Source organism: Pseudomonas sp. RW409, from assembly GCF_003184125.1.
GTDB classification, from domain to species: Bacteria; Pseudomonadota; Gammaproteobacteria; order Pseudomonadales; family Pseudomonadaceae; genus Aquipseudomonas; species Aquipseudomonas chlororaphis_I.
In genome coordinates this window covers 426,878-439,346 of sequence record NZ_QHHP01000034.1, presented here as the reverse complement: position 1 = coordinate 439,346, position 12,469 = coordinate 426,878, and the positions used below count along the sequence as shown (strand labels likewise).

The window sequence follows — 12,469 nt, the reverse complement described above, 5'->3', positions numbered from 1 at the left end:
ATGTCTCGCTCTTCAGTGACGCGCTTGAGTTCTGCTCGCAGACGACGCAGTTCAGCGTGCTGATCATCGTCTTGCTGTCGTTCTTCTTGAGGTTTGCTGTAGCGCTTTATCCAGGCATATAAGCTATGCGTCGACACGCCAAGACGGGTCGCTACATCAGCGACAGGCAGCTTCTTTTCGGTCACTTGATTGACCGCTTGGATTTTGAATTCTTCGGGGTAACGCGGGTTGCTCATGGCACCTCCTGATTGGCCTCAGTTTAAGGCAAAGAGGTGTCTACGAAACCCGGGGCGATTCATAGGCGACGAACAGCTTACCAAACGCGGCCACCAGGCCAACGGGCTGTGTCTTGGCGGAAAGCTGGCATCTCTTGGACGCCCGGCGCGTGGACTCCAAAGAGGAAACGCAAACACTATTCGACTTCACGTAGCCGGCGTATAGAATGCCGTCCAACGCCGCTAGACCGGGACTTGCATCAAGAGCGATCCCGTCGTACGAGGTGATGCTGAAATTGGAGCCATCCTTTGAGCTGGCCACCATCAGGTGACGCGGCGTCGTGGTCGACACGTAAGCCACGTAGAGCGTTCCGTTGTAGTTCAATACCCCCGGCGTATAGTTGAGCTGAACTCCCCCCAGCAAAGCACCTGCCAACGCGGCAGCACCGCGTAAAGCACTGAGCCAGCTGGCATCGGTTCCGGCGATCTGCACTGCCATCCAAGCGATGGCAATCGCGAAGAGTTCTCACCGATCGAAGAGAGCGCCAACCCTCCCCACAGCATGGCTACGGGCCGCTGAAGCAACGTCCTGAACAATTTCATATCATCAACCCCACACGGTCACTCAACAGGGTCTGAAAAAGCCTGTCGTCTCGTCACTCGTTGGTTGGAAACGACTGGCCCGTCGAACAGGCAGTCCATTTCGGAACTCAGTACGAAGAGGCACTCTGATTGTTTATAGAGTGGCGCTCGGTGCCTGCGAGGGGAGGCTTGAAAACGCTGACCAGAATAAGGTCCGTGAACTTGCACCACGCAGATAATGACGATCATGTTTGTCCAGAACGTACATATCTCCCGGACGGATTACATGGATGGCGCCCTCCATGTCTTCGATTTCGCCCTCACCACCGATGCAATAGCAAGCCTCGAGATGATTGCGATAATGAAGCAGCGATTCCATACCAGCTCGAACCACCGTGTGGCAAATGGTGAAGCTGGCTCCGTCCTGCTCTGTCAGCAGGCGGTGGCTTGTGCCAGATCCCCACTCGACGAAAAAATCGGTTTTCTCGACATCGCGAATGCTACGAACAAACATATTCAGTTCCTTGTGAATAGTTGGACTGACCGCTTCATAAGTGCGAGGCAAACACAGCGGCCGCGTCGGTAAACGTTAAACAGGTAACGCAGAGGCGGCTTGCGCACGACAAAATGTTCGGCAGTTCGCTTGAGGCGCTCACTTTCGAGGTAGCGCTGTCTTTCGTGAGTCAAATGAAAAACCAGCCCCCTGATCAAGGACAAAATCACAAACAGATAACAGGATGCTTTCCTACAGGAAATGCTGAAAGTCTTGTCGAAGGACGTGCCTGTGACACGCATGCCATAACGGCAGACCAGTCATTCCCTGACCCGGTTGTTGCTCCCTGAATAGCCCGGATCCTACGTGTAAGATTTTATGAGTGTCAACGGACTTTTTCCAACGCAGGCGACGGCACATTCGAGGTCCGTGCGCGCCACGGGCGGGCTTGATCTGCGAAACTTATCGACTTCCCGGTAGTAGTCCGCCGATACCTCACGCAGCGATGGTTCTGCCGCCATGGTGTATTCGCGGCATGTTGATTGTGACCTGCCCGGCGTGTCGTTCGCTCACGACTCAAACGATGGTCAAAAGGGCGTGGGACTGATCATGCTGATTCTGGTCGGTACCCTGCCGATGGTGTATGCGCTGAATCGGAGCATGCCTGTCGAATAGGCACTACAATTCGGGGCGGTAGCTGAAGTCACCCAGCAAGTCGTGGAAAAGAACTCGCCGCTGCCGTCCCCGACTGAACCGCGACCGGTCCTTTCCAACTATGTAAGCAGTAAGGAAGCCACGCCACTAATGGTGCCGGTCTTGACCGGCACCATTGGCTGCCTAGGTCAAGGGCAACGGGTCGCTGACCAAGGCGCCAGCCGAGGCGGTGGGCAACGTGCGTAGTTGCCCTTTATCCACTTAGCGCACTCCACAAGCGATAGCTGAAGTTCCTGCACTAGAATTTATCGTAGTATTCGATCCAACCTCAGATCACAGCATTGTACCTGCGGCCCCTCCCCCAAATCATTACCAACTGGATAACCACCATGCGTTATCGACCTCAAGCCAAATAAGAGCTGGCTGCGGCACACTCGTTAAATCGCATTGGTGGCGTGAACGCATTACGAAAATGACGGTCTTCACATTGGATCCATTGTCGCGGTCTGTCGATAAACCAACCTGAGATAAGATCCCGCCCATCTGCCGGGGACGAAGCCATCAACAAAGCAAATGCAATTTCTTCAGTGCTGGGTAAATGGAATGACCTCATCGAGTAAAAAATCCGAATTAAACAGCCACTGCCAGCAATTTTCTAGCAGGTAGGCGATGTAGAGATGTTTCGCGGGAGGCCTATCCATCAGGAATGGAGGTCTGTTCGCACATGTCTTCGAACAATTTTAATCCGCAGTCTAAAATCTTCTATCGGCCCATCGACGCCGCGTTGCGTTGGTGCAACCTCATTCGTTACGAAGCCCAGATCGTGCAAGCGGCTTGGCCCTGCCCGGAAAAACTCAGGTTCCTGTTTCCTCAATGGCCTTGCCTGCAAGCCAATACCGACAAAATTTATGACGCCATCCGCAATGGTGAATTACCGTACGGCTGTTTCGGTATTTCGGTGCCGCTGGGCACCCCGGTAGAGCCAACTCTGCTGACAGTACGACACTCCGACTTACGTCTTTGGATGCAAATCCACTACCCCGATCAGCATCCCGACTTTTTATTCGGTTCAAGCGACGACACTCAAGGCAAAATCAGTCTGGGTGTGTACTTTGCACTCCAGGCCGAGCGGGATGCCCTCCTGCGAGAACGAAATGCTCTGCAACATCAACTCCGAGATGTTGAAGCTGACCTTCAGGTGCTGGGACTTGAGCAGGAGAGCCTTAAAAGGCTGGTCAAAACGCAGGGACAGCTCAGCGAGCGCAGTGAACACACCTACCTGCAGATCATCGGTGCCTTGGTCAACACCGTCTTGGACGCGTCGCCTGCAGGTAAACCTCTTTCCGCGTTCAAGAACCAAGCCGCAATCGTCGATGCTTTGACCGCGCGCCACAATGACATTCCCGGTCTCAGTAAACGAACGCTGGACGCGAAGTTTGCCGCAGCCAATCGCGCTCTCAAAAAATCCACCTAAACGGCAGCATTGCATTGCAATGCCCTCGATTGCAGTGCAATGACACTCAGGTTTTTCTGCTATTCAATTCAGGTCACTTCCCACTACGCGCCAATCGGCGCCAGGAGTGACCATCATGCCCAACCAATTCTCACCCATCGCTGAAGCCCCCCAGCCACAGGTCGAACGTCACATCATGCGCCGCGACGAGGTGGAGCGGAAAACCGGTTTCAAGCGAGCGCACATCTACAACTTGATGAAGGAAGGCAAATTCCCTCAGGCTAAGCGCATTGGACTGCGCGCGGTCGGCTGGGACTCGCTGGAAATCGAGCAGTGGGTCGTTGAACGTTTAGGTCAGCAGGTCTGATGCCATGCGTGTGGTATCGGTGGTTTCCACTAAAGGGGGGGTGGGCAAAACCACAGTAGCCGCCAATCTCGGCGGTCTGCTGGCGGATGCGGGCCTGCGCGTCCTGCTACTGGACCTGGATAACCAACCCACCCTCTCCAGCTATTATGCCTTGAGCCAGAAAGCTGTCGCTGGGGCGTACGAGTTCATTGCACTCAACTTAACAGCGCCTGCCCAGATTATTTCCAGAACAGTGATTGCAGGGCTCGACCTGATCATCTCCAACGATGATCAAGGCCGACTGAGCACCTTGTTGCTGCATGCCCCTGATGGGCGATTGCGGCTGCGCAATGTGCTCGACAACTTCCGCCCCAGTTACGACCTGCTGTTGATCGACACTCAAGGCGCACGTAGCGTGCTGCTGGAAATGGCCATCCTGGCCTCCGATCTCGCCCTCTCGCCCATCACGCCGGAAATGCTCGCCGCCCGCGAACTGCGTCGCGGCACCTTGAAGCTGCTCAGTGAACTCGAACCGTTCCGCCACCTGGGCACTCCACCCCCACCCTTGCAATTGCTACTGAACCAGGTGAACGGCATTCGGATGGACACGCGGATGATCATCCGAGGCCTGCGCGAAACTTTCGCCGAGGCTACCAATACCTCGGTTCTGGACACTGTAGTTCCAGACCGAGTGGCGTATCTCAATGCCGCCTCCCTTGGCCTACCGGTCCACCGAATCGAAACACGCCGTTCACGGGAACGACGCTCGCCATCAGCGCTGGAAACCATGCAAGCGCTGGCCATTGAGTTGTTTCCGGAATGGCGCGAAGCGATCTCTAGAGTGAGCAGGTGCTCGGAGGTTCAATGAGACGAGTCACCCAGCTGGCATTTCTCACCCAGTCATTGGGTTTGATCGACCTTGAGGCCAACAGCGTTTGGCGAGGAGTCTTCTGATGTTGTATCAACTACCCATCGTCGTTCCACCGTCCATTCGACCACACCACTCACCTTGCGAGGAGTACTGCACCGTGGTCTTTCGCCTGCAAGGTGGGCGCTCGGCCATGGGCTGGTTCCTCGCAGAACTTTCCCAACACTTCGAAGATTCGGGCACTGCCGAGATCGTCAAGTTCGAGGTCGGTGACCATGTGTGCAACCGGCGTTAACTGAGGCTGTTCAAATGAAGAAGCTCAGCCAGGAGGAGATCACCGACAAGCTGCATCAGGACCACTTTCCTCGAGGTCCAGAGCTGGAGCGGCTGTCCGATCCACTTATCGACACGCCTATGCTGGTTACGCTGGAGCAGTTACGGCCCTACGAACACAACCCGCGCTTCATCCGTAATCCGCTGTATGACGATATCAAGGCCTCGATCCGTGAACGCGGTCTGGATCAACCACCGCCGATTACTCGCCGCCCAGGAGAAACCTATTTCATCATCCGCAACGGCGGTAATACGCGCTTGGCGATTCTCGGCGAACTGTGGCAGGAAACCCGCGACGAGCGCTTCTTCCGCATTCATTGCCTGTTCCGACCTTGGAGCAATGAACTCAGCGCCCTACTCGGCCATCTGGCCGAAAGCGATCTGCACGGCCAACTCACCTTCATCGAGCGTGCTCTGGCGGTGGCCAAACTCAAATCCATGCTTGAACCTGATGGAGCAGTGCTCTCGCAACGTGAGCTGGCACGACGTCTTGCCGCTGGAGGCTATCCGATTTCGCAGTCGCACATCAGCCGGATGCTGGACACCCTTGAACACTTACTGCCCGCGATTCCACAAACCCTGTATGCCGGATTGGGTAAACCCCAGATAGAACGCCTGATCGCTCTGCGTAGCCAGGCAGAACGAACCTGGAACCGTTATCCAACCGCCACCGTTGCGTTCGCCGAATTCTGGCTCGAGACCCTGGGCGACTTCGATGCTGACCCTGAGTCCTTCGATCTTGAGCAGATCCAGGATGAACTGCTCGAACGCATGAGTCACTTGCTCGGACAGTCCTACCGTATGTTGGCCCTGGAACTGAGCGATACCCAACGGGTCATCTCGACGCCTGGTGTTGTCGCCAGCGCGCCCTCAGAGAACAGCTATCCGCCGAGCGTTGATGAAGCCGCGGCAGGGTCGCCCTCCTCCGAGTCCCGTCCCCAATCAACCGAGACCAGAACCCAGACCGAAACAGCGCGAGAGGAGCTGCTCACGTCGCCCGAAACGAATGTCGTATCAGCAGTCAGCCCTCCGTCACGCATTCAACAGATTCGCGAACAGATCGATCGCGAGACAGCCACCGAAGCAGCATCGATCATCGAAGCCTGCACGATCGACGACATCTGGACCATCGCACCCACACTGGATAGCCCCGAACAACTGCGTTCAGCCATCGCCGGACTGGCGCGGGAAATGGTGACCTATGCCGGACATCCCGAGAGCATCATCGATCAGCCGCATGGATTGGGTTTTGCCCTGGATATGGAGCGGGTAGATCTTGCGACACCTCGCTCTACCGGCGTTCACCTGCTGCTCCTGGCCCTATTGCGCGCTCAAGACGACGTGAACTGGGAGGATCGCCAGCAACTGCCCTCAGCGCTGTTTGGCCAGCTGTTGCTGGGGATCTACCAACTTCCGCTGACAGATCGTCCTGCCGTGGACGTAGGACTGGAGCGACTGCCCGACAGTTTATTAATCAACCTGTATCGCCTGATCCGTCTGGCCCGTCGCCTGATCGACCTAACGCTTACTCCTGAAGCTGATTCACCGAAGGAGCTGCCATGAAACTGTCCTTCAATGTGCTCAACCAGGCCATGCTGACCCAGGTGCTTCACGAGTTGCGCCTGGGTAACTTGCAACGCTGCAAAGCACTCGGATTGAGTGAAGACGACATCTACCTGCTGCAATCTTTACCCCCCACCACGCTGTCGCGCCTGGCACATGCCACCGTCCCCTGGGTTGAGGTCAAGATTGACTCACCGGTGCTGCATAGGTTGATCGAGCAAGCCGAACGCGACGAACAGAACGAGAGATTGATCAACCGGGCGCTTAAGCTCGGTGCCAGCAGCACCATCATGTATCAGTGCTTCGGCTTGGCGCATTCGGAAACCGCTCTGCGCCGACGTCTGCTCAAGATAGAAACCCGAAAGGGCCGCCCTCAACATTTGAGCGAAGCGCAGGAACATGCGCTCTGGCAGCGATGGTGCCAGCTACGCACACAGGACGGTACCGAGGATCAGCTCGATGCCATGATGATGCTGGCCGAAGAACAGCAAATCAGCTTGACGATCGTCTGGCAGCAGATTGACCAGTACAGCAATGGAACATGAACATTGCCCCCTCCAGTCGCTGGCAGCGTGTCCTGCAGCAATGCACCCAGCAGTTGAGTGAGCGCTGGCCCACACGCCCTACCACCGAACAACCTTCCAACCAGGCGCTGCAGGCTGGCTTTCTGTTCAGTGGCCAATCACACGAAGTCGTGCCGCGTCGCCTGCTGCTGGATCATCGGCTGACGCCATTGGAACGTAATGCCTGGCAGGTGTTTCGACTCATGCTGCAAGACCAGGGCGTGGTCACACCGCGCTATGAGGATTTTCAGCCTTACCTGTCAAGCGTGCCCTACGGTGCGTCAGCCTCCCGTGAAACCATCGCTCGCGTCTTGACGATGCTCAGGCTGACACGCTGGCTCAGCTTGGTGAGTCGTGGCCGCGATCAGCTCAGCGGGCGCCTACAAGGTTCTCTGTACGTCCTGCACGATGAACCGTTAACCCCCGCCGAAGCCATGGAACTGGATCAGAATTACCTGGAGCTGGTCGGACATTGCCTCACCCATAACGCCAAGGCGGTGCGAATTGTCGCCCAGCACATGCTGGAAGAAATCCGCCAGGACACAAATATCGATCGGGATCGGTTACCGACGCGACTCGGCAGCTGGGGCGAACACTGGATGCAGCAAGGATTGGATCAAGCAACCGATGACGCGTTACACGATTCCGAACTGGGTGGCGATCACTGCGTTCGGAATCGTACAGGCCCTCGTTCGGATTCCGAACCGGGCTTGAACACCAATGATTCCGGCACCGTTCGGAATCCGAACGCCGCCTGTACTGTATTAAAAGAAAGTATTTGTACTGTACCGCGCGCGACCCCAGCGGTGGATAACCTGCTCTGGCCCGATCCGCTGCACCTGAGTCCAAGCGAGCGTCAGGCCGTCGCCGTAGCGCTGAACAAGCTCAAACCAGCGGATCGTCAGGCGGTGCTCAAGGAAGCCGGTGCTCGCTGTGCAGCCGGTGGTATCCGCAAGCCCGCGGCCTATCTGATGGGCCTGATCCAGCGTGCACTGAACGGTGATTTTCATCCTTGGGCAGGTCAGACAGAGCCTTTCCCCGTTGCAAAGCCACCTCCCGCTGCATCCTCACGTCCCACCCGAAAACAGGGCGAACCCGCCTCCGCCCTCGCCCAAGCGTGCCTGAATGAGCTGCGCCAAATGCGCGGTAAACGCCCTGGACGTCAGTAGATTTGATGCCAGTGGCATCAAATCTACTGAGTTCTAAGGTGAGAGCGTAATGGGCCGCACCTGCGCAGTCCGACCAGTACGGCCATCGCCATCCCTGGAAATGATGCCAGAGACGTCACTCGCGAACGCCTGCGAAATGAACCCTCTCACACCAAACCGAACAGACCGCATTCAGCTTTTTGACTGCCTTTGCCCCTCATCTGTTGCAACGTTCCCGTCCAAGCTTATGCGAGGACAACACCGTGGCCGATCACTACCAACTCAACCTGGGTTCATTGCGCAGCAGCATCACCCTGACCCTACACACCCACCACGCTGCCCGTATCTGGCAAGGCCGGACTGCACGCGAAGGTGTCCACTCGATCATGGGCATGGCCGGTTACATCAGTGTCACCAACCTGATCAAACAAACCGCCGCCCAAGACGATCCCTATGCCGACTGGGCCATCGTGCAACTCGAAGAAAAACTGATGCAAGCCAAAGCCGGGATGCTGGAACTGACCCAACAGCTGGATCGGATCAGGCAGGACCTGCCGACACAGATCGACATGAGCGACAACCTCAACATCCACCCCGTCACCTTGCCGTTGTACATCGGCAGCCAGCTGGGTTTTCTGGCGGTCTACTTGCTGACCGACTACGACACCCTGGTGCGTCGTACCCTATTGGCCCATCACACCGCCTTGATCGGTCGCAGAGACATGGAAGCCTGGATCGACGACGGTGCCCATCTGCTGCGCAGCCTGTTCGGTCAGGCACAGCGCTATCGGCATGCCGGTGTCACACGCGATGACATGGCGGCGAACAATGCCCGTGCCCTGGCGGCCATCGATAAACTGGGTTTGCCCCCCATGGACATCCTTGAGGGTCACCGCCGCTCCCAGTTCGCGCCGCCGATCATTCGTCGTGGTGCGGTGACAGTGGATGACGCTGACGCGTTGGCAGAGCAAGCGGGAGAGCCTTCTGCAACAGTGAATGAGCCGGAGGACGAAACATGAATCCCCTGACCTCGGCTCAACCAATGCCCTTCGAAGCGTTGACACAGGATGCCTATCGGCAGCTCGAACACGCAGCCTCCCTAAAAGGCCTTTTAAAACCTTTTAAGGGTAAGGGGGAGTTGGAGCACCTGGCGCAGGTGGCGAGGGAAATCGAGGCGCAGTTATGTCACCTGATGGAGGCTGTGGTGCAGCAAGCCGGACAGCCCCCTTACTCACTGTTGGATATTCGATTGGTGCTGCAGAACACCAGCGCAGGCAGCGCCTTTTTACGTTGGCGCACCCGTGACTTTGCCCGTATGGGAGTCTCGGTCTGGGAGCGCCAGGTCTGCAACAAAGCCTTGCCGCAGGTCGTACGCGAGGGATTGCGCCGTTTCGAATGCAATCGCATCGCACTGAACCTACAGATGAGTGTGGTGCATTCGCTCTACCGCCAGGCCACGACCTGCGCGATCAAAATGGACAGTGCCGAACGGCTGCTGCGCCAGTTCACAACCGCAGTGGAGATATCACGATGAGTACTTTTTTCGTCGGCGAAGGCAACATCGGCAGTCCGCCAGAGTTCCAGGAATTCGCCTCAGGCAATGACGAACCACGGCGTTTGCTAAGGCTGAATGTGTACTTCGACAACCCCGTGCCACGCGATGGCAGCTATGAAGATCGAGGCGGCTATTGGGCGCCGGTTGAGCTCTGGCACCGCGAGGCTGAACACTGGAGCACGCTGTACCAGAAAGGCATGCGCGTGCTGGTCGAAGGCCGCACCGTGCGCGATGAGTGGGAAGACAGCGAAGACAATGCGCGGGTCACCTTCAAGATCGAGGCCCGTCGAGTCGGCATCCTGCCTCACCGGGTGCACAGCGTGGTCATGCGGGAACGATCCAGTGAACCCGTGGCATCTGAGACGCACGTTGGGAAAAGTACAGAACCGGCCAGTTCACCAGCGTCGAACCCCAGAAAGCGCAGAGGGCCGCCACCTTCGGACTGACCGACTTCAGGCATAAAAATTGCGCCTTTGCGCGAAGTTGCTGGCGTGTTACTACACGCTGCTCGTGAAGATCCACACTGCCGTCCAACCGTAACGGGTTAGCAGCCTCGGCTCATTCAAGCCTGCCCTCACCGACTAATATGAAGAACCTGCCGTTCAGGTTTCTCATATCTCGCCACTGCTGTTTCCCACCACGCTGCTCCGAACTCAATCCGGAGCAGTTCTATGCGCCTCTTCCTCTGCGAGAAACCTTCCCAAGGTCGAGACATTGCCAAAGTACTCGGAGCCACCCGGCGCGGTGATGGTTGCCTGATCGGCATCGACTCAACCGTCACCTGGTGTATCGGCCATCTACTGGAGACGGCCCCACCCGAAGCCTATGGCATTCAGTACAAGAACTGGTCGTTGGATCATCTACCGATCATCCCCGAGCAATGGCAGGTCGAGGTCAAACCCAAGACCGCAGCACAGTTCAACGTCATCAAGCGCCTGCTCAATGAGGCCACCACCGTCGTCATTGCCACCGACGCCGACCGCGAAGGTGAAATGATTGCCCGCGAGTTACTGGATCTCTGCAAGTATCGAGGACCTGTTCAGCGCCTCTGGTTGTCCGCACTCAACGAGGCGTCGATTCGCAGAGCACTGTCCTCGCTGAAGTCTGGGCAGGAGACCTTCCCGCTCTACCACTCAGCCCTCGCCCGCAGCCGCGCCGACTGGCTGATCGGCATGAACCTGAGTCGCTTGTTTACCCTCCTCGGTCGGCGGGCGGGCTATGACGGCGTACTGTCAGTTGGACGCGTCCAGACACCGACTTTACGTCTGGTGGTCGATCGGGATCGTGCGATTGCCAGCTTCGTCTCGGTGCCCTACTGGGACGTGGAGGTGCACCTGTCCTCAATGGGACAACCATTCATCGCGTCGTGGCAACCATCATGCTCAGGACAAGATGAAGCCGGTCGTTGTCTGCAACAGGCGCTAGCCCGTCATGCTGTCCAAACAATCGCGGACAGTAAGACCGCCACAGTACTCTCGCTGCAGACGGAGCATTTCCGAGAAGCGCCGCCCCTGCCCTTCGACCTGAGCACATTGCAGGAAGTCTGCTCGCGCAAGCTGGGGCTTGGCGTTCAGGAAGTCCTGAACATCGCCCAAGCCCTGTATGAAACTTACAAAGCCACCACCTACCCGCGCAGCGATTGCCGCTATTTGCCAGCGAGTATGTTCGATGAGGTACCCGCGGTACTCGATGCCCTGCTCAAAACGGATCCCGCTCTGCGGCCTGCACTAGGAAGCCTTGATCGATCATTGCGCTCACGAGCATGGAACGACGCCAAGGTCACCGCACACCACGGCATCATCCCCACCACAGAGCCGGCGAACCTTGTGCGAATGTCTGAGCAAGAGCGCAATGTCTATGAACTGATCCGTAGCCACTACCTTGCGCAATTTCTTCCGCATCATGAGTTTGATCGAACCCAGGTCGAACTAGAGTGCAGCGGAGAGCGATTGACCGCTGTTGGCAAACAGATCCTGGTCCAAGGTTGGAAAGGCTTGCTCTACGAAAACACCGAGGACGATGAGCCCAGTCAAAAATCCCAAGTATTACCCGTCTTACAACAGAGCACGCGGTGCGCAGTGGACGACGTCGAACTCAAGGCCATGCGCACCGCCGCTCCCAAACCGCTGACCGAGGGCGATCTGATCAAGGCGATGAAAAACGTGGCCAAATTGGTCAACGACCCCCGCCTGAAACAGAAACTTCGGGACACCACCGGTATCGGTACCGAAGCCACGCGAGCCGGCATCATCAAGGGATTGATTGATCGCGGTTATTTGCTGAAGAAAAAACGCGCCTTGATGGCCTCCGCGGCGGCCCATACCCTGATCGAGGCGGTACCCGCTGCAATCGCAGATCCGGGTATGACCGCGATCTGGGAGCAGGCCCTGGACGAAATCGAAGCAGGACGTCTGACTCTGGATGAATTCGTCGCCAAGCAGGCGAGTTGGATTGCGCAATTGGTCGAACACTGCGGAGCGCTCACCTTTGCGTTAGCGGTAGAAACCGGTCCGGCCTGCCCCATTTGCAACGCCTCTATGCTCAGACGTAAGGGAAAATCAGGGGCGTTCTGGTCGTGCTCCCACTACCCGGACTGCAAGGGCACTGTGCCGATCAGCAAAGATGTGCGTCGCCCATGACTCACCATTGAAGGTCAACTTGAATATTGGGGCGACCTTTAAGGCAACGCACTCTGC

Annotated in this window: 14 protein-coding genes and 1 pseudogene; 12 read left to right on the top strand and 3 right to left on the bottom strand. The window is 57.1% G+C overall.

What is annotated here, in order from left to right; translation table 11 throughout:
- The 3 genes from DK261_RS18275 to DK261_RS18265 all read right to left on the bottom strand — a co-directional run.
- The coding region (locus DK261_RS18275; RefSeq protein WP_146218539.1) for a transposase at positions 1-236 on the bottom strand (236 nt) is incomplete at its 3' end.
- Positions 237-276: 40 nt separating this feature from the next.
- Complete coding sequence (locus DK261_RS18270; protein WP_081360975.1) at positions 277-714, bottom strand: hypothetical protein; 438 nt, start codon at positions 712-714, stop codon at positions 277-279.
- Between the two features lie 237 nt (positions 715-951).
- Positions 952-1,311: an ectoine synthase gene (locus tag DK261_RS18265; RefSeq protein WP_232000885.1), complete on the bottom strand. Its 360-nt coding sequence runs from the start codon at positions 1,309-1,311 to the stop codon at positions 952-954.
- A gap of 493 nt (positions 1,312-1,804) precedes the next feature.
- Between DK261_RS18265 and DK261_RS33565 the strand changes: the two are divergent.
- The 12 genes and pseudogenes from DK261_RS33565 to DK261_RS18205 all read left to right on the top strand — a co-directional run.
- Positions 1,805-2,191: pseudogene (locus DK261_RS33565) on the top strand (inorganic phosphate transporter); the annotation flags it as partial.
- Positions 2,192-2,668: 477 nt separating this feature from the next.
- Positions 2,669-3,418, top strand: a complete 750-nt coding sequence (locus DK261_RS18255; protein ID WP_081360973.1) for a hypothetical protein — start codon at positions 2,669-2,671, stop codon at positions 3,416-3,418.
- A gap of 115 nt (positions 3,419-3,533) precedes the next feature.
- On the top strand, positions 3,534-3,764 hold the full coding sequence (locus DK261_RS18250; RefSeq protein ID WP_081360972.1) for an AlpA family transcriptional regulator: 231 nt from the start codon (positions 3,534-3,536) through the stop codon (positions 3,762-3,764).
- 4 nt (positions 3,765-3,768) lie between these two features.
- Positions 3,769-4,611 carry a ParA family protein gene (locus DK261_RS18245; protein ID WP_081360970.1) on the top strand — a complete coding sequence of 281 codons (843 nt, stop codon included), beginning with the start codon at positions 3,769-3,771 and terminating at the stop codon, positions 4,609-4,611.
- 85 nt (positions 4,612-4,696) lie between these two features.
- Entirely contained in the window at positions 4,697-4,906 is a 210-nt protein-coding gene (locus tag DK261_RS18240; protein WP_081360969.1) for a hypothetical protein, read from the top strand.
- A 14-nt stretch (positions 4,907-4,920) separates the two neighbouring features.
- The gene (locus tag DK261_RS18235; RefSeq protein WP_081360967.1) at positions 4,921-6,507 is read left to right on the top strand and encodes a ParB family protein; all 1,587 of its coding nucleotides are present in this window, start codon (positions 4,921-4,923) and stop codon (positions 6,505-6,507) included.
- Positions 6,504-7,052, top strand: coding sequence for a DUF2857 domain-containing protein (locus DK261_RS18230; protein ID WP_081360966.1), 549 nt, complete (start codon positions 6,504-6,506; stop codon positions 7,050-7,052). Before DK261_RS18235 ends, DK261_RS18230 begins: the two co-directional genes overlap by 4 nt.
- Complete coding sequence (locus DK261_RS18225) at positions 7,049-8,239, top strand: STY4528 family pathogenicity island replication protein (RefSeq protein ID WP_081360964.1); 1,191 nt, start codon at positions 7,049-7,051, stop codon at positions 8,237-8,239. The genes DK261_RS18230 and DK261_RS18225 overlap by 4 nt, the downstream gene beginning before the upstream one ends.
- Before the next feature lie 242 nt (positions 8,240-8,481).
- Positions 8,482-9,237, top strand: coding sequence for a PFL_4669 family integrating conjugative element protein (locus DK261_RS18220; RefSeq protein ID WP_081360962.1), 756 nt, complete (start codon positions 8,482-8,484; stop codon positions 9,235-9,237).
- Positions 9,234-9,752 (top strand): DUF3158 family protein, encoded by a 519-nt coding sequence (locus DK261_RS18215; RefSeq protein WP_081360961.1) that lies wholly within the window; start codon positions 9,234-9,236, stop codon positions 9,750-9,752. Before DK261_RS18220 ends, DK261_RS18215 begins: the two co-directional genes overlap by 4 nt.
- Positions 9,749-10,219 (top strand): single-stranded DNA-binding protein, encoded by a 471-nt coding sequence (locus tag DK261_RS18210; RefSeq protein ID WP_081360959.1) that lies wholly within the window; start codon positions 9,749-9,751, stop codon positions 10,217-10,219. Before DK261_RS18215 ends, DK261_RS18210 begins: the two co-directional genes overlap by 4 nt.
- A 225-nt stretch (positions 10,220-10,444) precedes the next feature.
- Complete coding sequence (locus tag DK261_RS18205; RefSeq protein ID WP_081360957.1) at positions 10,445-12,412, top strand: DNA topoisomerase III; 1,968 nt, start codon at positions 10,445-10,447, stop codon at positions 12,410-12,412.
- The last annotated feature ends 57 nt before the right edge of the window (positions 12,413-12,469 follow it).